Genomic DNA, 18,896 nt, shown 5'->3' with positions numbered 1-18,896 from the left:
TATGCAATCCGGACTTTACGTCGGCATTTCTTCGCAGATCGCGCTCGAGCGCCGCTTGAACACGCTCGCCGACAACATGGCCAATATGAACACCGTCGGTTTCCGGGCGACGGAAGTCAAGTTCGACGAGGTCATGAGCAGGACCCAGAACGATATCAACGCCAAGGTCGCTTTCGTCACTCAGGGCAACGATTACCTGTCGACCCGCACGGGCGAGCTTCAGCGGACGGGCAATCCGCTCGATTTTGCCATCAAGGGCAATGCCTGGTTTGCGATCGACACGCCGGCGGGCCAGGTACTGACCCGCGACGGCCGTTTCACGATGGATGAGACCGGCCAGCTTCGCTCGATCCGCGGCTATCCCGTGCTGGACGCCGGCGGCGCGCCGATCCAGCTCAACCGCGAAGCCGGTCCGCCGACCGTCGGCGCCGACGGCATCATCATGCAGAACAACCAGCCTGTCGCCACACTCGGCCTTTTCACGGCCGACGTCACCAGAGGCTTCACCCGTTACGAAAACGAAGGCGTGATCGTCGTCGACAACCCGCAGCCGGTGGTCGAGGGCTTCGAGAACTCCATCGTCCAGGGCTATGTCGAGCAGTCCAACGTCAACGGCATCGGCGAAATGACCCAGCTCATCCAGGTCAACCGCGCCTTCGAAAGCATTTCGGCGCTGATGCGCGACAGCGAGTCCTCCATGAGCGAGGCCATCAGGGTTCTCGGCGGCTCCAACAGCTAACAGTAAGGAAGACGGCCCACCATGATGGAAGCGGCTATCCTCGATGCGGTCAACGGCGGCAGGCTGGCGCAGCTGGCGGGCCTTGCGGCCCGTTATGCCGATCCCGCGTTCTCGGTTGCCCACGGCGGTCATGTCAGGACCATCGCGGCAGGACACTATACGGTCGCCGGTCTCTCGAAACATGTGCGGCTCGGCGAATTCGTCGCCCATCGCAGCGCGACCGGCATTCACCTCGGCGAGGTCGTCCGGGTGGAACCGGACGTCGTCTACGTCTGCCCCATCGAGCCCGGAGAGCCGATCGGCATCGGCGACACGGTCATTCGCAAGGGCGCATTCCGGGTCTCGCCCGACGATAGCTGGTGCGGCCGCACGATCAATTCGCTCGGCGAGCCGATCGACGGCAAAGGTCCGATCACGAAAGGCCTCGCTCCGCGCTCGATCGCCAATACCGCGCCGCCGTCCATGACGCGCAGCCGCGTCGAAAAGGGCTTCAAGACCGGTGTGCGGGCGATCGACATCTTTTCGCCGCTCTGCCTCGGACAGCGTCTCGGCATTTTCGCCGGTTCCGGCGTCGGCAAGTCGACGCTTCTTTCGATGCTCGCCAGAGCCGATGCCTTCGACAAGGTGGTGATCGCACTGGTCGGCGAGCGCGGCCGCGAAGTGCGCGAATTCATCGAGGACACGCTCGGCGACAACATGGCCAAGTCGATCGCCGTCGTCGCGACCAGCGACGAAAGCCCGATGCTGCGCAAGATGGCGCCGCTGGTGGCGATCACCATAGCCGAGCATTTCCGCGATCAGGGCGACAACGTCCTGTTCATCGCCGACAGCGTCACCCGTTTCGCCCATGCGATCCGCGAGGTGGCGGTTGCATCCGGCGAGCCCCCGATCGCCCGCGGCTATCCGGCTTCGGTCTTCACCGAGTTGCCGCGCCTGCTCGAGCGCGCCGGTCCGGGCGTCGAGGGTACGGGCACGATCACCGCGATCATCTCGATCCTCGTCGACGGCGACAACCACAACGACCCTATCGCCGACTCGACCCGCGGCATTCTCGACGGCCATATCGTGCTCGACCGCTCGCTTGCCGAAGAAGGGCGATATCCGCCGATCAATCCGCTCGCTTCGATTTCGCGTCTCGCCCGCAAGGCCTGGACCGAGGATCAGGAGAAGCTGGTGTCCCGCCTGAAATCGCTGGTGCACCGTTACGAGGAGACGCGCGACCTGCGCCTGATCGGCGGTTATCGCGCCGGTTCCGATCCGGACCTCGACATGGCGATCAAGCAGGTGCCGGTCATTTACGAAGTCCTCAAGCAGACGCCGGGGGAGAAGCCCGCGCTCGATGCCTACACAGACCTTGCGAACGCGCTGAGAGCGGCGGCCGGACAGGGCAATCCGCCGCCGGCCATGGCAAGAAGGTGATGATTCGATGAGCGATCACAAGAACACGGCAGACGTGACGTGGCCCAAGCCGGAAGTGCCGCCCTCGCGGCTGGGCGACAAGATGCTGACTGCGGCGGGGATTACCCTTGCGGCGGCATCGGCCTTCTTCCCGTGGTATGTCTTCCTCAACGCCGACAAGTTCGGCATCCGGACGGAATCGCTGGGCCGGACGCGCGACCTGCCGCCGGGCATCATCCGTCCGGTCGTCAGCGTCTCGCCTCTGGCCATGACCGACAGTTCCAAGGAAGATTGGCCGGTTCCGCCCGAGCCGATGGACGCGCTGGCCACGGCTACCACCTCTTCGGTGGGCGAAACGCGCAATGGCGGCGGCTTCCGGGAGGAGCAGCCGTTTCCGGGCAATGGCAGCTTCCGCCTGCTGCATGTCGCCAACGGACGGGCGCTCATCGAGAACAGTTCCGGCATGTATATGGTCCAGGTCGGTTCGACCCTGCCCGACAACAGCAAACTTGCAAAGTTCGAACAGCGTGACGGCAAGTGGGCGATCGTGACGTCCAGCGGAGAAGTGTATCAGGACACGGGCTCGGCGCGTCCGTAAGTCCGACGCAAGGTTATGGGCCTAGGCTTCAGACAAACGATGGAGAGAAGCCTATGCAACCGATTCAACTGTTCGAGATGGCATCGCGTCAGGCCGAGTGGCTCTCGGTGCGTCAGGAAGTCGTTGCAGGCAACATCGCGAACGCCAACACGCCCAAATACAAGTCGAAGGACGTAACCCCCTTCGAGGCGGTCCTGGACCGGACCTATGTCCCCTTGGCCCGCACCCATCCGGCCCATTTCGCCGGCAACGGCCTCAGCGACGAGGTTGAGATCAAGGAATCGGAACTGAACGAAGAAATCGGCGTGCAGGAATCCGGCAATACCGTCTCGCTGGCTCAGGAGCTGTCGAAGACGGGCGAAATCAAGCGTCAATACGAATTGAGCACAGGTCTGGTGAAGTCGTTTCACAGCATGATGCTGATGACAGTAAAGAGGTAAGCAAATGGATCCGCTTTCAGCCTCCCTGAAGATCGCAGGATCGGGAATGGAGGCGCAGGCAACGCGTCTGCGCATCGTTTCCGAAAACATCGCCAACGCCCGTTCCACCGGCGACACGCCCGGTGCGGACCCCTACCGCCGCAAGACCATCACCTTCGGCGCCGAACTGGACAAGGCAAGCGGCGTGGACCTCGTCGAGGTCAAGAAGCTCGGCGTCGACAATTCCAAATTCATCCAGGAATACGATCCGGATCATCCGGCCGCCGACGAGAAGGGCATGGTGAAGACGCCGAACGTCAACATGCTGATCGAGATGGCCGACATGCGGGAAGCCAACCGCTCCTATGAAGCCAATATCCAGACCATCAAGCAGACGCGTGAGCTGATTGCCGCGACGATCGATCTTCTGAAGGCCGGACAATGATCGACAAGATTCAGAACGTAAGCTCCCTTTCGCTCTCCAACGGCCTCGACGAAATCGGCTCGGAAAGCACCTCCGTCTTCGGCGCGCGGGCTTCGACGCCCGGTCAGAACACCGGCATGGATTTCGCCAGCGTCATCGGCGAGATGGCGACCGACACGATGAACAGCCTGAAGGGCGCCGAATCGATGTCCTTCAAGGCCATTCAGGGCAAGGCGAATACCCGCGAAGTCGTCGATGCGGTTCTGGATGCGCAGCAGTCGCTCCAGACGGCCATGGCGCTGCGCGACAAGATCGTCTCCGCCTATCTCGAAATCACGAAAATGCAGATCTAAAATTTTGAGGACGAAGACATGAGAGCGCTTTCCGTCGCGGCAACGGGCATGGATGCCCAGCAGACCAATCTCGAAGTCATCGCGAACAACATCGCCAACATCAACACGACGGGCTACAAGCGTGCCCGCGCCGAGTTTTCCGATCTGCTCTATCAAAGCGAGCGCGCCCAGGGCGTGCCGAACCGGGCGAACCAGGCGATCGTGCCGGAAGGCGCCAATATCGGTCTCGGCGTGCAGACCTCGGCGGTGCGCAACATCCATACCCAGGGTGAGCTGACCCATACCGAAAACGACCTCGATCTCGCGATCGTCGGCCGAGGCTGGTATCAGATCCAGACGCCGGACGGCACGACGCTCTACAGCCGCGCCGGCGCCTTCAACAAGAATGCAGACGGCCAGCTCGTCACCATCGACGGCTATGCCGTCGTGCCGAACATCACCTTCCCGGCCGATGTCAGCGAAACGCAGATCACCCGCACGGGTCAGGTCATGGTCCGTATCGGAAACGACGCCGATTTCACCGAGATCGGCCAGCTCACCATCGCCAATTTCGTCAACGAAGCCGGCCTCCAGCCGCTCGGGGACAACCTGTTTGCGCAGACCGCGGCATCCGGCGAGCCGATCGTCGCGGTGCCGGAAGACCCGGGCTTTGGCTATCTGAAGCAGGGCTACTTGGAAAGCTCGAACGTCGACGCGGTCAAGGAGATCACCGATCTGATCTCGGCCCAGCGCGCCTATGAAATGAATTCCAAGGTCATCACCACAGCAGATGAGATGGCTCAGATCGTCAGCAAGAACCTGAAGTAAAACAGGAGACGGGCAGACATGACGTTTCGCCGGAAAAATGTGATTGGCGCCAGATTGGCCATGCCTGTCCTGGCAGCCTTCCTTGCCGGAATGGGCTCGCCGGTGCTTGCTCAGATGGGCACGGCGGTCGTGCCGACGTCGACCATTTATCCGGGGGAGGAGATCACCCCGAGCAGGGTCGAGGAGGTCGAGGTCACCAATCCGAATCTGGCCGGGGATTACGCCCGAAAGTCCAAGGAAGTCGTCGGCATGGTGGCGAAGCGCACCTTGCTGCCGGGGCGCACCATTTCGGTTTCGGCGCTCCGCGAAGCCTTTGCGGTGACCCGCGGCTCGGCGATCCGCCTGACGTTCACGATCGGGAATCTGACGATCTCCGCGGGCGGCACACCCCTCGAGAACGCGGGAGTGGGCGACCTCATCCGTGTGCGCAACACAGATTCGGGCGTCACGGTAAGCGGCACCGTCATGGCCGACGGCACGGTACAGGTGATGGCGCGATGAGAACGAGCCTCTTCCTCACCGCGCTCGTGCTGCTGGGCTCTCTCCTGGGTGCCGCGCCGGCGCTTGCCGATTCGGCCCGCATCAAGGACATCGCCTCGCTGCAGTCCGGCCGCGAAAACCAGCTCATCGGTTACGGCCTCGTGGTCGGCCTGCAGGGCAGCGGCGACAGTCTGCGCTCGTCGCCCTTCACCGACCAGTCCATGCGGGCGATGCTGCAGAACCTCGGCATCTCGACCCAGGGCAGCCAGTCCAACGCCAAGAATGTCGCGGCCGTCATGGTCACGACCAATCTCCCGCCTTTCGCAAGCCCCGGCAGCCGCATCGACGTGACCGTCAGCTCGCTCGGCGACGCGACCTCGCTGCGCGGCGGCACGCTGGTGATGACGTCGCTTTCGGGCGCCGACGGGCAAATCTACGCCGTCGCCCAGGGCGCGCTGATCGTCTCCGGCTTCTCGGCTCAGGGACAGGCGGCGACCCTGACCGAGGGCGTCACGACGGCGGGGCGTGTTCCGAACGGCGCCATCATCGAGCGCGAGCTGCCTTCCAAGTTCAAGGATTCGGTCAATCTGGTCCTGCAGCTCCGCAACCCGGACTTTTCGACGGCCGTACGTGTCTCCGACGTCGTGAATAGCTTCGCCGCCCGCCGCTATGGCGGCCTGATCGCGGAGCCCCGGGACAATCAGGAAGTGATCATTCAGAAGCCGAAGAGCGCCGACCTCACCCGCCTGATGGCCGAGATCGAGAACCTTGTGGTCGAAACCGACACGCCGGCCAAGGTGGTGGTCAACGAACGCACCGGAACGATCGTCATCGGCGCGGATGTGAAAGTATCCCGCGTCGCGGTCAGCTACGGCACGCTGACGGTGCAGGTCACGGAAACCCCGCAGATCATCCAGCCGGAACCGTTCTCGCGCGGCGAGACCGCGGTTCAGCCCCAGACGGACATCATGGCGATGAAGGACGGCGGCCAGGTCGCGATCCTCAACGGACCGGACCTGCGCACCCTCGTCGCCGGCCTCAACAGCATCGGCGTCAAGCCGGACGGCATCATCGCCATCCTGCAGGGCATCAAGTCCGCCGGCGCCCTTCAAGCGGAGCTCGTCCTGCAATGACCGAGACCCTGTTCACCATTTCCGTATCCAAGACGTTAGCGCGCCGCGTCCTTGCAGCCGCCGCAGTCCTGACGCTGGTCTCCCAGGTGGGAGCGCAGCAGCCGGCGGTGGTTTCGGAAACCTCGACGAGCGACGAGATCCAGAGGTTCTGCACCAATATCGCCGATGCGGCGCGCGACCAGCGTTATCTCCTGCAGAAACAGGAGCTTGAAAAGCTGCAGTCGGATGTCGACGGGCGCATCCAGACGCTGGAGGAGCGCACCGCGGAATATCAGGACTGGTTGAAGCGCCGCAACGATTTCCTGGCACGTGCCCAGGCTGGCCTGGTCGACATCTTCAAGACGATGAAGCCGGACGCAGCGGCGCCGCAGCTCGAAGAGATGCGGATGGAGATCGCGGCGGCGATCATCATGCAGCTTCCGCCGCGCCAGTCCGCGCTCTTCCTGAGCGAGATGGATCCGCAGAAGGCCGGCATGATCTCGACGATCATCTCCAGCGCTTCCGATCCCAATACCTCGAAAGCACCTTCCAATATTCCGAAAGCGCCCTCATGACGAAACGCATTCCCGCCATCATGGCTGTTCTCCTTCTGGCCGGATGCCAGAGCCAGACCATCAGGGAGATCGGCAATGCGCCGGCGATGAGCCCGATCGGCAGCGGCCTGCAATATGCGCAGACGCCGCAGATGTCCTCCTACCCGAAGCAGCCGCGGCACCTCGCCAGCGGCTATTCGCTCTGGAGCGACACCCAGGCGGCGCTCTTCAAGGATGCCCGTGCCCTGAATGTCGGCGACATCCTGACGGTCGACATCCAGATCAACGACCGCGCCTCCTTCGACAACGAGACGGAGCGCACCCGCGACAACTCCACGGGGCTCTCCTGGCAGCTCGGTGTGAGCAATCTTTTCGGCTGGACGCCGGAAGCCGAGGCAACGGGCGATCTCGGCTCGGATTCCGCCACGGCTTCGCATGGCAAGGGCTCCACGGAACGCTCCGAGCGGTTGAAGCTGCTCGTCGCGGCAGTCGTTACCGGCATCCTGGAGAACGGCAACCTCCTGATCAGCGGTTCTCAGGAGGTCCGCGTCAACCACGAAATCCGCATCCTGAACGTGGCGGGTATCGTCCGTCCTCAGGATGTCGATGCCAACAACATGATTTCCTACGAGAAGATCGCCGAAGCCCGCATCTCCTACGGCGGCCGCGGCCGTCTGATGGAAATCCAGCAGCCCCCGGTCGGTCAGCAGGTCGTCGATCTGTTCTCGCCCTTCTGACGAAACCGGGCGCAGGTCTCTTGATTTGAAGGTTTGAAGACCATGGCGGATGAAGCACAGGCGGCCGACGCCGGCAAAAGGAAGAACACCGTGATGGTGCTCGCGGGCGTCGCGATCCTGACGCTGGTCGGCGCAGGCGGCGGCTGGGTCCTCGGCGGCATGATCGCGCCGCCGGCGCCGCAGCCGGAACAGGCGGTAGCGAGTGGCGAAGGCGCCAAGGAGGAGGGGATTCCGCATATCTCCACCCCGGAGAAAGGCGTCGTTCTCCTCGAGCCGATTACCACCAATCTCGCCTATCCCTCCGAGAACTGGATCCGGCTCGAAGTGGCGCTTGCTTTCAAAGGGCAGCCGGAACTGCCTCTCGCGGAAGACATTCACCAGGATATCCTGGCTTATATGCGCACCGTCTCGCTGCAGCAGATCGAGGGGCCGCGCGGCTTTCAATACCTGAAGGACGACATCCAGGAACGGATCGACCTTCGCTCGCAGGGCAAGGTCGCCAAGGTGATGTTCAGGACATTCGTGATCGAATAACGCCTGACAGGCATCGGTCCGCAAAAGAGGCGGCAGCTTCGCTTGCCGCCTCCAGGCTGCTGACAAAGGTGAGAATTTCTCTTGGTACAAGGCCAAGGATGACCCTGAGCAAGGCCGGAGGGTTGTCGACAAGCTGGAGGCGGCAAGCGAAACTGCCGCCTCTTTTGTTGCGATGATTGGCTCGAAGCCTGATGCAAGCCGTCCAGAGCCGGTACCGACGGTATCCCGACATCCGGCGCGCCCATGACACACGCCGGATCAGGCTCCTGCAATTTGCCTATCGCACTCTCTTGAGATAGCCGTCCGGATTGACCGTGATCAGCAGCTTGTGTTCGGTGAACTTGTCTATCTCGAATTCCGGATGGGTTTTCAGGTATTCGAACACGGCGGTCTTTGGATTGTCGCCAGGCCCCCAGGGACGATCGTTCGACAGTTCCTCCGGCATGTGCTCCACGATCGTATCGAACACCACGCAATAGCTTCCGACGCTGGTCAGCGGCGCATAGAGATCAAGCTCCCTGAGCACGTGCTCATGGGTATGGTTGCTGTCGAGGCACACGAGGATCTTCGAGTATTGCGACGCGACCTTGCGCACCTGGTCGATGATCTCGGGCGCAATGCTCGATCCCTGGATCATCTCGATGCGCGGATAGAAGGGATGGGCCTCGATCGCAGCCCGGTTGTGCGCCCGGATGTCGATGTCGATGCCGAGGACCTTTCGCTTCGGCTTGGCGGGATCGACCGTCTCGCCCTTTTCAGCCGCTTCGGCCATGTCCAGCAGGGCCAGAATGGAGGCGCTGAGGATCAGGGACCCGCCATGGGCGATACCCGTCTCGATGACGAGATCCGGCTTCACCGTCCAGATCAGTTCCTGCATCGCCACCATGTCCTGGGGGTACTGGATGATCGGCCGGCCCAGCCAGAAGAAGTTGTAGGAATATTTGGACGCGACGGACGATCGCATGAATCTTGCGGCGTCTTCCTTCAGCTCGTTGTTCCCGGCGACGGCTTCGACGCGCGCTTCGACTTCCTGTTGGAAATCACTCATGATGGGTCCTCTGTCTGTGAGCGTTGCAAACCTTGTTTCAATTCCGGCGGCGGGAAAGCTTTACCGGCCATTTCCTACCCCTTCAGCCCCACGACGCAAGGCGGGTCCACGAGGTTGTCGGGGCGCGCGCCGAAGCGCAGCAGATCGCGCCGGCCGTACTCGTCGGCTATCCGTTCGGCCATCTGCCGCACGGTGACCGGGATGCCGGAGCAGATGTTCGCCGGCCCCATCCTATTGCCAAGCGCGACCTCCGTGATTTGCCGGCCTGCCTCGCGGACATCCAGGAAGTCGCGGATCTGGTTGCCGCTGGTCAGTTCGACGGGCTTGCCGGCGGCGAGCTGGGCGCGCAGATAAGGCACCAGCCGGCGTTCGTCCTCCCCCTCGCCGAAGAGATAGAAGAGACGGCACCATGCGAAATCGATCTGGTGCAACGGCAGCCATTGCGACAGGGCCAGAAAAGCTGCGGCTTTTGCCCCCGCATAGGGGCTGACGGGGCGCAGGGGCGTATCGGTCGCCAGCATGCCCGCGGAAATGTCGTATTCGAAACACGTGCCCACCCCGACGAACCGTTTCACGCCGGCAAGCGCTGCCGCCTGCGCCATGCGCAGCGTGCCTTCCAGGCATGTGATGTTTTCCGGAGACTGCAGATATTTGCCGGATTCCACATACCAGGCGACATGAATGACGGTTTCGACGCCATCGAGCGCTTTCGCCCACCATTCGACGGGCTCGCGGAACAGGTCCTTCGTGCGGATCATGCCCTCGACGGCGGAACGGTCGGCGAGCCGGCCCTCGGACCCTTCGCGCACGACAAGGCGAACGCGTGCGCCCGTGTCGGTCAGTGCCCGGAGGACCTGCCGGCCGACGAAGCCGGTGCCGCCTGTCAGGAGAACGACCCCGGTCATGCGATCTGCAGCCTCGGTACGGCGGTTACGAACCTGGTGCCCTGTTCGGCCAGCGATGCGAGCTGCTGGCGGACTTCCGCCGCGATGTTCCAGGGAAGGATCATCACGTAATCCGGCCGGCGTTCGACGATTGCGTCGGGATGAAGGATCGGAATATGGCTTCCGGGCATGAACTTGTCCTGCTTGGCCGTCGCCGCATCGCAGACGAAGGGCAGAAGATCGGGTTTGACGCCGGCGAAGTTCAGAAGCGTGTTGCCCTTGGCGGCCGCGCCATAGGCGGCCACGGTTTTGCCCTCGCGCTTTGCCTCAAGCAGGAAGGCGAGCGCATCGTTCTTGACCTGCTCCGCCTTGGCCTGGAATCCGGCATAGAGCGCGGATGCGCGCAGGCCGCGGCGCTCTTCTTCGGCAAGCAGCGACGTCACCGCGTCGGTCGTCTCTCGCGGATCGCCGGCATGGCAGCCGTAGACGCGCAGGCTTCCGCCATGGGTCGGCAATTCCTCGACATCGAAGACGCGCAGGCCCGCGCTCTCGAAGATCTTTCCGACGGTGTAAAGGGAAAGATAGGAGAAATGCTCGTGATAGACCGTGTCGAACTGGTTCTCCTCGATCAGCCGCATGACATGCGGGAATTCCAGCGTGATCGTGCCGCAGGGCTTCAGCGCCGCCTTCATGCCGCGCGTGAAGTCGTTGATGTCGGGGACATGGGCATAGACGTTGTTGCCGAGGATGAGGTCGGCGCTCTTGCCCTCGGTGGCCAGCGTCCTCCCGAGCGCCTCGCCGAAGAATTCCCGCCGCACCGGAATGCCGAGCGCTTCGGCGGCCTCGGCCGTGCTGGCCGTCGGCTCGATCCCCAGGCAGGGAATGCCGGCGGCGACGAAATTCTTCAGGAGGTAGCCGTCGTTCGAGGCGATCTCGACGACCATGCTCTTCCGATCGAGGGCAAGCCGTTTGGTGATCGTCTCGACGTAGCGGGACGCGTGCGCCAGCCAGCCCTTCGAGGCACTGGAGAAATAGGCGTAGTCGGCGCTGAAGAGCGATTCCGCGGATGCATAATCCTCCGTCTGCACGAGCCAGCATTCTTCGCAGACCTTCAGCCGCAGCGGGAAGTATAACTCCGGCTTCGAGAGATCCTCGGCGGTCAGATAGGCATTGGACGGCGGTGCGAAGCCGAGGTCGAGGAAGTCGCAGCGGAGCGCGCTGCCGCAGTGGCGGCAATTCATGGCGTCAGTCCCGTAAATTCGTCTGTCAGATGTGGATGGCGGCGATCCCGCTCGGAGATTTCGGTGATGTCCAGGGGCCAACTGACGCCGAGCCTCGGATCCTGCGAATTTAATGCGCCTTCCGCGCCGGGTGCGTAGGGCGCCGAGTGCAGGTAAAGGAGCTCGCAATCGTCGGTGAGCGTCTGGAAACCGTGTGCGAAGCCTTCCGGTATCAGCAGCGAGCGGCGGTTTTCCGCCGAAAGCTCTTCGGCATGCCATTTCAGGAAGGTGGGCGAACCGGCCCTGAGATCGACGGCGACATCCCAGACCCTGCCGCGCAGGCAGTTCACGAGCTTCATCTCCGCATGCGGCGGATGCTGGAAATGCATGCCGCGCACCGTTCCCTTTTGCGCAGTCATCGTAAGGTTGATCTGCGCGATCGGCTTTGCCCAACCCGCGGGAGCGAGCTCCTCCGCGCAGAACATGCGCGAGAAGAAACCGCGCGAATCACCGAGGTTCTGGCGTTCGACGAGCTTGAGGCCGGCAAGCGGCAGGTCGGTGACCGTGAAGCGGCTCAAGTGTGGGCCTCGTAGTCGGCGATTTCAGATTCGCAGAGCGCTGGGGCATCGGCTCCGTCACGTTGCGCACGATACCATTTCATCGTCCGGTCCACGGCTTCCGCCAGCGACCAGCGTGGTGCGATGTTCAACATATGCCGCGCCTTGGCGGTTTCCAGCGCAAGCCAGCCCGCTTCGTGCGGTCCCTCGGTTCCGTCGCCATACCGTACCTCGCCGCCGCCATAGGAGGCGAGGGCGATATCGATCACCTGACGTACCGGGGCGGCCTCATGGCTGACCGGGCCGAAATTGTACGCATCGGCCAGTGCCGGATCGCTCCATAGCCGCTCGGCAAGCACGAGATAGGCGGAAAGCGGCTCCAGAACGTGCTGCCAGGGGCGTTTCGCTTCGGGCCTGCGCACATGCAGGACCTTGCCGGATTGCCAGGCGCGCACCGCATCCGGCAGAAGCCTGTCCGCCGACCAGTCGCCGCCGCCGATCACGTTGCCGGCGCGGGCGCTTGCGACCGCGACGCCTTTCTCGCGCAGAAACGAATCGCGATAGCAGGAAATGACGATCTCGGAAGCCGCCTTGCTGGCGCTGTAGGGATCATATCCGCCGAGAAGATCGGTCTCCCGGTAGGGAAAGACGTGCTCGAGGTTGCGATAGACCTTGTCCGTCGTGACCGCCACGACGACGCGCACCGACGACACCGAACGGACGGCTTCGAGGAGGTTGGCCGTGCCGAGCACGTTCGTGGCGAACGTGCCGAGAGGATCGTGATAGCTCTGCCGCACCAGGGCCTGCGCGCCGAGATGCAGGACGATGTCCGGTGATGCGGACCCGACGAGTTCGGCGAGCTTCGTTGCGTCGCGGATATCCTGGAAATGGCTTGCCGCCAGGTCAGGGCGCGCGAGAGCGAAAAGGCTTGGCTCGGTCTCCGGCGGCAGCGAAATGCCGGTGACTTCGGCGCCGAGGCGTCTGAGCCAGATGGAAAGCCAGGCGCCTTTGAAACCGGTATGTCCCGTCAGCAGGACGCGCTTGCCCGCCCAGAAATCGGATTTCGGCCGAACGCCGGCCGTCACTGCCAGATCTTCCATGGTGCCTGTCCCGACGCCCAAAGATCTTCGAGCAGATTCTTTTCACGCAGCGTGTCCATCGGCTGCCAGAAGCCCTCGTGTTCATAGGCCATCATCTCGCCCATCGTGGCGAGGGTCGTCATGGGAGCGGCTTCCCACGGAGTGCTGTCTGCCTCGATGAGCTCGATGGACTTCGGCGACAGGACGAAGAAGCCGCCGTTGATCATGCCGCCGTCGCCGCGCGGCTTTTCCGCAAAGCCGGTGACCTTGATGCCGTCACGCTCCAGCGCCCCGTATCGGCCCGGCGGGTGGACGGCGGTCACCGTCGCCAGCTTGCCATGGGCCTGATGGAATTTGATCAGTTCGTTGATGTTCACATTGCTCAGGCCGTCGCCGTAGGTGAAGCAGAAGCAATCCTCGTTTCGCAGATAGTCTGCGACGCGTTTCAGGCGGCCGCCCGTCATCGTGGCCTCGCCGGTATCTATCAGCGTGACCTTCCACGGCTCGGCCGTGCGGCGGTGAACCTGCATCTCGTTATAGGCCATGTCGAAGGTGATATCCGACATGTGCAGGAAGTAGTTCGCGAAATACTCCTTGATGACGTAGCCCTTGTACCCGCAGCAGATGATGAACTCGTTCACGCCGTGGGCGGAGTAGAGCTTCATGATATGCCAGAGGATCGGCCGACCGCCGATTTCGATCATCGGTTTCGGCCTCAGATGGGTTTCCTCGGAGATGCGGGTTCCGAGCCCGCCGGCGAGAATCACAGCTTTCAATTTGGTCTCTCCACTATGGACAGCCGCCTGCCAGGACCGGAGCGCGGTGCGAGCCGCATGAATCCGAGAAGGAACCGTGTTGCGAACATGTTCGGAGGACCTAAAGCAGGACGGTCTGAATCAGGTCCTCCTGGCTGAACACCAGGTTGGGCAGATAGCCCAGCGCCAGGAAGCGTTCACGGTGTTCGGGCGAAGAGACCAGGACGGCCGCATTCTCGACCAGATCCGAGACATGCTCTGCGGGCTCATCGACAATGTCCACCTTGGTGGGGAAATTGACCTTGTGAAGCCGCTCTTTGATGGTCCACGGATCGGGAAACCCGGATATGATGAGGCGACTGACGCCGGCTGTGGCATTTACCTGCCACGCGAGCGTCTGCAGGGCAACCGCCAGCATCAGACCGTCGCGTATGGCCGCGACCTGCGGATGGTCTCCCATGCCGCCGAATTCCATTCGGGTGTAGAGCTCATAGCTCTTCAGGTATTCTCGCTGGCCCACCAGCAGGCGTATGGCGACCGCCATGCGCTGGAGGGTGAATTGTCTGCACAGATGTTCCTGGGTATATCTGTCGTCGGTTGACGTGCCGATCTTCCCGCGTTTGGCGGCGAAATAGAGGAAATATTCCAGGCCGCCGCGATATTGGTCCCAGCCGGACATCGCGATCTCGTGTCCTCCCTGCGGACGGTCGCGGCCCAGTGCGGATCGGATGACCTGCCGGTAGAACGGTTTTTGCCGGAATGCGACATCGCCCTGGTCGAGGAAGTGGGCAAGCATCGGAAACGGGAAGAAGCAGACCTCGCGGGGGACCCATGACGCGCGGAAAGCGGAACTCCGATAGATTGCGATTTCGGGGAAAATATGTCCCCTCAACATGAAATTGAAGATATCGGCAAAGCTTCTTTTCGGAAAGACCTTGTCTTCCGCGATCGTGTAGAACTGCTGGGTATCCTTTTCGGCCACGCCGTCGAAGATAAACCAGGGGGCATGGCAGGCGGTTACTTCTTTATTCTCGTCCAGATAATCGACGATATTGGCGACTTCTTCCGGAATGAGCCGGTCGTCGTCCGCGAGGTACAGGAGATATTCGCCACGACCGAGCCGGAAGGCGCTGTTCATGTTGGGGATCATCCCGACATTCTCTACGCCTTTGAAGTAACGGATCGGCGCCCCCCTATCGATGAACTCCCGAACCACCTCGCCGGTGTCGTCGGTCGAGGCATTGTCGGAAATGACGATTTCGAAGGGAAAATCGAAGTTGAAATCCCGCAGGCACCGTTCCAGGCAATCGCGCAGGTATTTCGCCCGGTTATAGGTGGGAATGCAGATGCTGAGCTTGATGGAATTCACCGAAATTTCCTCGAATGGGTCCTGCGACGGCTTTGCGATACTGACGGGACCTACGATATCCGCCGAGACTTGTGTAAAGCTGAAGCGGCTTGCCGCCGGCGAACCTCCTCAAGGCATCCTGAGGAAGCGATGCCGATACTTCCTGTTCACGACCTTCCGTATCGCTCGCTATTGTGTTGACCGCGGTTCGCGAGGGTGACTATCGAAGGTGACGTAAAGGACCTTCGTGACCGCATGATTCGGCTGATCTACTTGCTTATCGCCTTGGTTGCGACACCTGGGCTCGCGCTCGCCCAGCAATCGCCTGCGGATCTTCTCAATCTGCCGGTCGACGGCTCCGCCGCCGCGTGGATCATCCGTACCTTCGGTCTGCTGACGGTCCTCTCCGTCGCGCCCGGCATCCTGATCATGGTCACGAGCTTTCCGCGCTTCGTGATCGCTTTTTCGATCCTCCGGTCCGGCATGGGGCTTGCGACGGCACCCTCGAACATGGTGCTGATCTCGATGGCGCTGTTCATGACGTTCTATGTCATGGCGCCGACCTTCGACCGCGCCTGGAACGAAGGCGTTCAGCCCCTCCTCCAGAATCAGGTGACGGAGGCGGAAGCGGTGCAGCGCATCGCGGAACCCTTCCGGGTCTTCATGTCGGCCAATACGCGCGACAAGGACCTTCAGCTTTTCGTCGAGATCGCCCGCGAGCGTGGCCAATCGGTCGGAACGCCGGAGGCCATCGACTATCGCGTGCTGATTCCGGCCTTCATGCTGTCGGAGATCAGGCGGGGCTTCGAGATCGGCTTCCTGATCATCCTGCCCTTCCTGGTGATCGATATGATCGTTGCGGCGATCACCATGGCGATGGGCATGATGATGCTGCCGCCCACCTCGATCTCTCTGCCCTTCAAGATTCTCTTCTTCGTGCTGATCGACGGCTGGAACCTGCTGGTCGGCAGTCTCATTCGGTCGTTCGGCTGACGGCGGACTTGCCAAGCGAAAACGGCCGGTGAGGCCGGCCGTTCCGGGTTGGCTTTAGGCCTCGCGGGAAATGAAGGGGCCCTTCCGCGGTGGCAAGGCCGGCACGTCGAAGTGATCGGGCATCTGCTTCGACTTTGCCCGGTCCGCCATCATCTCGTAGGCCTTTTCCAGATGGCGGCAGTAACGGTCGGCGTCGAACAGCGGGTGCGTGAAGCGATTTGCCTCCAGCCGCTTTCTGATCTCCGCCAGCTCTTCCCTGTTGTTGTAGAAGTGAACCGCGCGCCGGACGTAGTCCTCCGGATCGTCGGCGATCATTTCCGGCAGGCCGAGGGCATTCAACAGGCTTTCGCTGACCCGCGAGGCGAAGTTCTTGCCCTTGTAGGTCAGCATCGGCAGGCCCGCCCAGAGCTTTTCCGAAGTCGTCGTGTGACCGTTATAGGGATAGGTATCCAGGCCGAGGTCTGTAAGCGCGACGCGATCGAGATAAGCGGCATAATCGTTAACGCGGCTCCCGAACAGGAGACGATCGGCAGAAATTCCCGCTTCGGTGAGGGCCTTGATCAGATTTTTGCGTGCCCCGAATCGTTCGCGGCAGATGAGGAAGAGATAGCTCCCGGGGGTCTCCTGGAGAATGCGTATCCACAGGTCGATGGTCGTGCGGGTGAATTTCCAGTGGCTGTGGAAGCAGGAAAAGATGAAAGCGTCCTTCGGCATGCCGCAGGCTGACCGGTCGATCTGCCGCGGAAGCGGCCGATGAATGGCGTCGTTCGGAAAGAAGGTCTCCGGCATCCAGCAGAGCTTCTCGTAATAATTCGGAATGGAAGTTTCAGGCACCACCGTGCGGTCGCAGATCAGGTAGTCGATATCGGCGTTGCAGACGGTGCCCGGATAGCCGAGCCAGGTGGCATGGACGGGAGCGGTGAAGCGGTTCATTACCCACACGCGGTTGTCCGCGGTATGTCCCTGCAGATCGACGAGGACATCGATGTTTTCGGCTTTGATGGTCTCCGCGGCTTCATCGTCGGTCATGTTGCGAATTCTGATGATCTTGCCCCACTCCTCGCGGTTGGCGCTGTTGTGCTTCTCGAGGTGTATCGGATCGGCATTGCAGAAAATGGTGATTTCGAAGCGATCCTTGTCATGCGCCTCCAGAACGCCGCGAAAGGCTTTCATGACGGCGTGTTCCGTCCAAAGGTCGGCGGAGAGATAGCCGATGCGGAGTTTGTCTCCCCATGTGTGGGGCATGGAGAGCCTTTTCGAAGGTCCGTTCCGCGGCTTGCGCTCGCCGCGGCCTGCACCCGCCAGCGCGTTCACCTTTTCGTCGTCGCACCATCGGAGATTGTAAAGGGATACCTCGTCCAGGACCGCTTCAAAGTCGCCGGCTGCGATTTCGCTTTTGAGAATCGCGTCGTATTCCGCGACCGCATCGTAGTCGAGGCTGTCGCGCATGGCGGCAAGGAAGAAATTGCGGACAATCCTGTCGTCGCGATCCTTGTCGAAGACATCCAGGATGAATTGATTTTCTTCATCGGTGCGCTCCATGAATTTGACCGACTGGACCGCGAGCCGTCGGTGTGGCCGCTCGCTGCTCTCTCCCAGGGTCTTCCGGAATGCTCCTATGCCCTCCATGTTCTGTCGCATCAGTGCGGTGGACATCAGGAGGGCCATGTCCGGATCGGCAAGCGCCTCGTTGAGCATTCGCCCGCCGAGACGCAGCAATTCTATGTCGTTTCCGTTGACCAGATGCAGGCGCATGGCTTCCCGCAAATATTTGATGCGATGGGGAGAAGACTGCGCGCCGGCAAGCTGAAACGCTTGCGCAGCCTCGGTTTTCATCTTGAGCTTCACGAGCGTCGCACCCAGCAGAGCGTAATGCCTCGGGTCTTTCTGAACATCCAGCAGTTTGTTCAGGATGGCCAGGACATCGTGGTATTGGGCTTTGTCGAAGTGCTTTTGGGCGGCTACGTATTGCCGTTTCAACTTTATGCTGTTCACTCGTCCGACTCCAAAATAAAGCTAAGCCGGGCATGTGCAGAGGCCGGCCTTCCAGCCCATCGTGACAAGCCAAGCTTGCATGAAGCCGACGTCGGTAAAGTCCATGTCGCCGTCAACCGTTGATTAACCATGCCGCCAGGACATTTGCGGCCCGGCCTTCACTTAAAGAACTTGGCAAGGATTGGCTGCCAGATTTTGGCTCACACGACGGGTTTGGTATCTCTTCCGAGGCGAAGGAACCGATTGGCATGATGCCGGACCGGAGTGACCGGTAAAGTATTCAGTCCGGTATGTCCCCCCAAAAGTATTTCGTTCAAAGGGACAATCAATTATGGCAAGCATTCTCACCAATGTTAACGCTATGGCTGCGCTCCAGACGCTGCGCGGCATCAGCAACGATATGCAGACGACGCAGGACCGGATTTCCTCCGGCATGCGCGTCGGCACCGCTTCCGACAACGCCGCCTACTGGTCGATCGCAACCACCATGCGTTCCGACAATGCGGCTCTTTCGTCCGTTCAGGATGCCATGGGCCTCGGCGCCGCCAAGGTCGACACCGCTTATGCCGGTATGGAATCGGCGATCGACGTCGTCCAGGAAATCAAGAACAAGCTCGTCACCGCCGCTGAAGGCAGCGCGGACAAAAAGAAGATCCAGGAAGAAATTTCCCAGCTTCAGGATCAGCTGAAGAGCATTGCATCCTCGGCTTCCTTCTCCGGCGAAAACTGGCTGCAGGCCGAAATCGGCGGTTCCGCCAACGCAACGACCGGTGTCATCGAGGCTGGCGCCGCGATCACCAAGCAGATCGTCGGCTCCTTCACCCGTGATGCCGACGGCAATGTCGCGGTCAAGACCGTCAAC

Annotated in this window: 23 protein-coding genes; 15 read left to right on the top strand and 8 right to left on the bottom strand. The window is 61.7% G+C overall.

Annotated features, from left to right (window positions below):
- Window position 1 precedes the first annotated feature (1 nt).
- The 12 genes from flgF to ACMGE0_RS24600 are packed head-to-tail and all read left to right on the top strand — an operon-like array spanning window position 2 to window position 8,155.
- Window positions 2-739 carry a flagellar basal-body rod protein FlgF gene (flgF, locus tag ACMGE0_RS24655; RefSeq protein ID WP_436818540.1) on the top strand — a complete coding sequence of 246 codons (738 nt, stop codon included), beginning with the start codon at window positions 2-4 and terminating at the stop codon, window positions 737-739.
- 21 nt (window positions 740-760) lie between these two features.
- Window positions 761-2,158 (top strand): flagellar protein export ATPase FliI, encoded by a 1,398-nt coding sequence (gene fliI, locus ACMGE0_RS24650; protein ID WP_436818539.1) that lies wholly within the window; start codon window positions 761-763, stop codon window positions 2,156-2,158.
- Between the two features lie 7 nt (window positions 2,159-2,165).
- A complete protein-coding gene (locus ACMGE0_RS24645) occupies window positions 2,166-2,735 on the top strand; it encodes a flagellar protein (protein WP_436818538.1) in 570 nt (189 codons plus the stop codon).
- A gap of 53 nt (window positions 2,736-2,788) precedes the next feature.
- Window positions 2,789-3,175, top strand: coding sequence for a flagellar basal body rod protein FlgB (gene flgB / locus ACMGE0_RS24640; RefSeq protein ID WP_436818537.1), 387 nt, complete (start codon window positions 2,789-2,791; stop codon window positions 3,173-3,175).
- 4 nt (window positions 3,176-3,179) lie between these two features.
- The gene (gene flgC / locus ACMGE0_RS24635) at window positions 3,180-3,599 is read left to right on the top strand and encodes a flagellar basal body rod protein FlgC (protein ID WP_085422336.1); all 420 of its coding nucleotides are present in this window, start codon (window positions 3,180-3,182) and stop codon (window positions 3,597-3,599) included.
- Window positions 3,596-3,931: a flagellar hook-basal body complex protein FliE gene (fliE, locus tag ACMGE0_RS24630; RefSeq protein WP_085422337.1), complete on the top strand. Its 336-nt coding sequence runs from the start codon at window positions 3,596-3,598 to the stop codon at window positions 3,929-3,931. The genes flgC and fliE overlap by 4 nt, the downstream gene beginning before the upstream one ends.
- 18 nt (window positions 3,932-3,949) lie before the next feature.
- The gene (gene flgG / locus ACMGE0_RS24625; RefSeq protein ID WP_436818536.1) at window positions 3,950-4,738 is read left to right on the top strand and encodes a flagellar basal-body rod protein FlgG; all 789 of its coding nucleotides are present in this window, start codon (window positions 3,950-3,952) and stop codon (window positions 4,736-4,738) included.
- Between the two features lie 18 nt (window positions 4,739-4,756).
- The gene (gene flgA, locus ACMGE0_RS24620) at window positions 4,757-5,239 is read left to right on the top strand and encodes a flagellar basal body P-ring formation chaperone FlgA (RefSeq protein WP_436818535.1); all 483 of its coding nucleotides are present in this window, start codon (window positions 4,757-4,759) and stop codon (window positions 5,237-5,239) included.
- Entirely contained in the window at window positions 5,236-6,351 is a 1,116-nt protein-coding gene (locus ACMGE0_RS24615; protein WP_436818534.1) for a flagellar basal body P-ring protein FlgI, read from the top strand. Before flgA ends, ACMGE0_RS24615 begins: the two co-directional genes overlap by 4 nt.
- Window positions 6,348-6,905 (top strand): MotE family protein, encoded by a 558-nt coding sequence (locus tag ACMGE0_RS24610; RefSeq protein WP_436818533.1) that lies wholly within the window; start codon window positions 6,348-6,350, stop codon window positions 6,903-6,905. Before ACMGE0_RS24615 ends, ACMGE0_RS24610 begins: the two co-directional genes overlap by 4 nt.
- Window positions 6,902-7,621: a flagellar basal body L-ring protein FlgH gene (gene flgH / locus ACMGE0_RS24605; RefSeq protein WP_436818532.1), complete on the top strand. Its 720-nt coding sequence runs from the start codon at window positions 6,902-6,904 to the stop codon at window positions 7,619-7,621. The genes ACMGE0_RS24610 and flgH overlap by 4 nt, the downstream gene beginning before the upstream one ends.
- Window positions 7,622-7,663: 42 nt before the next feature.
- Window positions 7,664-8,155: a flagellar basal body-associated FliL family protein gene (locus tag ACMGE0_RS24600; protein ID WP_436818531.1), complete on the top strand. Its 492-nt coding sequence runs from the start codon at window positions 7,664-7,666 to the stop codon at window positions 8,153-8,155.
- Between the two features lie 277 nt (window positions 8,156-8,432).
- On the opposite strand, the gene ACMGE0_RS24595 is transcribed toward ACMGE0_RS24600, so the two are convergent.
- From ACMGE0_RS24595 to ACMGE0_RS24565, 7 genes are all read right to left on the bottom strand, one after another.
- Window positions 8,433-9,203, bottom strand: coding sequence for a cephalosporin hydroxylase family protein (locus ACMGE0_RS24595; protein WP_436818530.1), 771 nt, complete (start codon window positions 9,201-9,203; stop codon window positions 8,433-8,435).
- Between the two features lie 74 nt (window positions 9,204-9,277).
- Window positions 9,278-10,108 (bottom strand): NAD-dependent epimerase/dehydratase family protein, encoded by an 831-nt coding sequence (locus ACMGE0_RS24590; protein WP_436818529.1) that lies wholly within the window; start codon window positions 10,106-10,108, stop codon window positions 9,278-9,280.
- Complete coding sequence (locus ACMGE0_RS24585) at window positions 10,105-11,328, bottom strand: class I SAM-dependent methyltransferase (RefSeq protein ID WP_436818528.1); 1,224 nt, start codon at window positions 11,326-11,328, stop codon at window positions 10,105-10,107. Before ACMGE0_RS24585 ends, ACMGE0_RS24590 begins: the two co-directional genes overlap by 4 nt.
- The gene (gene rfbC / locus ACMGE0_RS24580; protein WP_436818527.1) at window positions 11,325-11,885 is read right to left on the bottom strand and encodes a dTDP-4-dehydrorhamnose 3,5-epimerase; all 561 of its coding nucleotides are present in this window, start codon (window positions 11,883-11,885) and stop codon (window positions 11,325-11,327) included. The genes ACMGE0_RS24585 and rfbC overlap by 4 nt, the downstream gene beginning before the upstream one ends.
- A complete protein-coding gene (gene rfbG, locus ACMGE0_RS24575) occupies window positions 11,882-12,964 on the bottom strand; it encodes a CDP-glucose 4,6-dehydratase (RefSeq protein WP_436818526.1) in 1,083 nt (360 codons plus the stop codon). The genes rfbC and rfbG overlap by 4 nt, the downstream gene beginning before the upstream one ends.
- On the bottom strand, window positions 12,946-13,719 hold the full coding sequence (gene rfbF / locus ACMGE0_RS24570) for a glucose-1-phosphate cytidylyltransferase (RefSeq protein ID WP_436818525.1): 774 nt from the start codon (window positions 13,717-13,719) through the stop codon (window positions 12,946-12,948). Before rfbF ends, rfbG begins: the two co-directional genes overlap by 19 nt.
- Window positions 13,720-13,819: 100 nt before the next feature.
- Window positions 13,820-15,067, bottom strand: a complete 1,248-nt coding sequence (locus ACMGE0_RS24565) for a glycosyltransferase family 2 protein (RefSeq protein ID WP_436818524.1) — start codon at window positions 15,065-15,067, stop codon at window positions 13,820-13,822.
- 234 nt (window positions 15,068-15,301) lie between these two features.
- Here ACMGE0_RS24565 and fliP point away from each other — a divergent pair, with 234 nt between their 5' ends.
- Window positions 15,302-16,039, top strand: coding sequence for a flagellar type III secretion system pore protein FliP (fliP, locus tag ACMGE0_RS24560; protein ID WP_436818523.1), 738 nt, complete (start codon window positions 15,302-15,304; stop codon window positions 16,037-16,039).
- Window positions 16,040-16,093: 54 nt separating this feature from the next.
- Here the strand turns inward: fliP and ACMGE0_RS24555 are convergent, their stop codons facing one another.
- The gene (locus tag ACMGE0_RS24555; RefSeq protein WP_436818642.1) at window positions 16,094-17,212 is read right to left on the bottom strand and encodes an O-linked N-acetylglucosamine transferase, SPINDLY family protein; all 1,119 of its coding nucleotides are present in this window, start codon (window positions 17,210-17,212) and stop codon (window positions 16,094-16,096) included.
- A 342-nt stretch (window positions 17,213-17,554) separates the two neighbouring features.
- Between ACMGE0_RS24555 and ACMGE0_RS24550 the strand changes: the two genes are divergently transcribed.
- Together ACMGE0_RS24550 and ACMGE0_RS24545 are read left to right on the top strand one after the other, a co-directional pair.
- Window positions 17,555-18,157 carry a hypothetical protein gene (locus ACMGE0_RS24550; protein ID WP_436818522.1) on the top strand — a complete coding sequence of 201 codons (603 nt, stop codon included), beginning with the start codon at window positions 17,555-17,557 and terminating at the stop codon, window positions 18,155-18,157.
- A 208-nt stretch (window positions 18,158-18,365) separates the two neighbouring features.
- Window positions 18,366-18,896: flagellin N-terminal helical domain-containing protein (locus ACMGE0_RS24545; protein ID WP_495885024.1), on the top strand; the 531-nt coding region annotated here is incomplete at its 3' end.

The organism is Neorhizobium descurainiae (genome assembly GCF_051400715.1).
In the GTDB taxonomy this organism is placed as follows: Bacteria; Pseudomonadota; Alphaproteobacteria; order Rhizobiales; family Rhizobiaceae; genus Neorhizobium.
This window is presented reverse-complemented; position numbering and strand designations above follow the sequence as displayed.

What these genes read in the sequence shown, in the direction of transcription:
- ACMGE0_RS24615 (WP_436818534.1), top strand. Translation starts at nt 5,236, where the DNA reads ATGAGAACGAGCCTCTTCCTCACCGCGCTCGTGCTGCTGGGCTCTCTC.
- rfbG (WP_436818526.1), bottom strand. Translation starts at nt 12,964, where the DNA reads ATGGAAGATCTGGCAGTGACGGCCGGCGTTCGGCCGAAATCCGATTTC.
- ACMGE0_RS24645 (WP_436818538.1), top strand. Translation starts at nt 2,166, where the DNA reads ATGAGCGATCACAAGAACACGGCAGACGTGACGTGGCCCAAGCCGGAA.
- flgG (WP_436818536.1), top strand. Translation starts at nt 3,950, where the DNA reads ATGAGAGCGCTTTCCGTCGCGGCAACGGGCATGGATGCCCAGCAGACC.
- flgH (WP_436818532.1), top strand. Translation starts at nt 6,902, where the DNA reads ATGACGAAACGCATTCCCGCCATCATGGCTGTTCTCCTTCTGGCCGGA.
- ACMGE0_RS24590 (WP_436818529.1), bottom strand. Translation starts at nt 10,108, where the DNA reads ATGACCGGGGTCGTTCTCCTGACAGGCGGCACCGGCTTCGTCGGCCGG.
- ACMGE0_RS24610 (WP_436818533.1), top strand. Translation starts at nt 6,348, where the DNA reads ATGACCGAGACCCTGTTCACCATTTCCGTATCCAAGACGTTAGCGCGC.
- fliE (WP_085422337.1), top strand. Translation starts at nt 3,596, where the DNA reads ATGATCGACAAGATTCAGAACGTAAGCTCCCTTTCGCTCTCCAACGGC.
- flgF (WP_436818540.1), top strand. Translation starts at nt 2, where the DNA reads ATGCAATCCGGACTTTACGTCGGCATTTCTTCGCAGATCGCGCTCGAG.
- ACMGE0_RS24600 (WP_436818531.1), top strand. Translation starts at nt 7,664, where the DNA reads ATGGCGGATGAAGCACAGGCGGCCGACGCCGGCAAAAGGAAGAACACC.
- flgB (WP_436818537.1), top strand. Translation starts at nt 2,789, where the DNA reads ATGCAACCGATTCAACTGTTCGAGATGGCATCGCGTCAGGCCGAGTGG.
- ACMGE0_RS24595 (WP_436818530.1), bottom strand. Translation starts at nt 9,203, where the DNA reads ATGAGTGATTTCCAACAGGAAGTCGAAGCGCGCGTCGAAGCCGTCGCC.
- flgC (WP_085422336.1), top strand. Translation starts at nt 3,180, where the DNA reads ATGGATCCGCTTTCAGCCTCCCTGAAGATCGCAGGATCGGGAATGGAG.
- fliP (WP_436818523.1), top strand. Translation starts at nt 15,302, where the DNA reads ATGATTCGGCTGATCTACTTGCTTATCGCCTTGGTTGCGACACCTGGG.
- ACMGE0_RS24555 (WP_436818642.1), bottom strand. Translation starts at nt 17,212, where the DNA reads ATGAAAGCCTTTCGCGGCGTTCTGGAGGCGCATGACAAGGATCGCTTC.
- flgA (WP_436818535.1), top strand. Translation starts at nt 4,757, where the DNA reads ATGACGTTTCGCCGGAAAAATGTGATTGGCGCCAGATTGGCCATGCCT.
- fliI (WP_436818539.1), top strand. Translation starts at nt 761, where the DNA reads ATGATGGAAGCGGCTATCCTCGATGCGGTCAACGGCGGCAGGCTGGCG.
- ACMGE0_RS24585 (WP_436818528.1), bottom strand. Translation starts at nt 11,328, where the DNA reads ATGAATTGCCGCCACTGCGGCAGCGCGCTCCGCTGCGACTTCCTCGAC.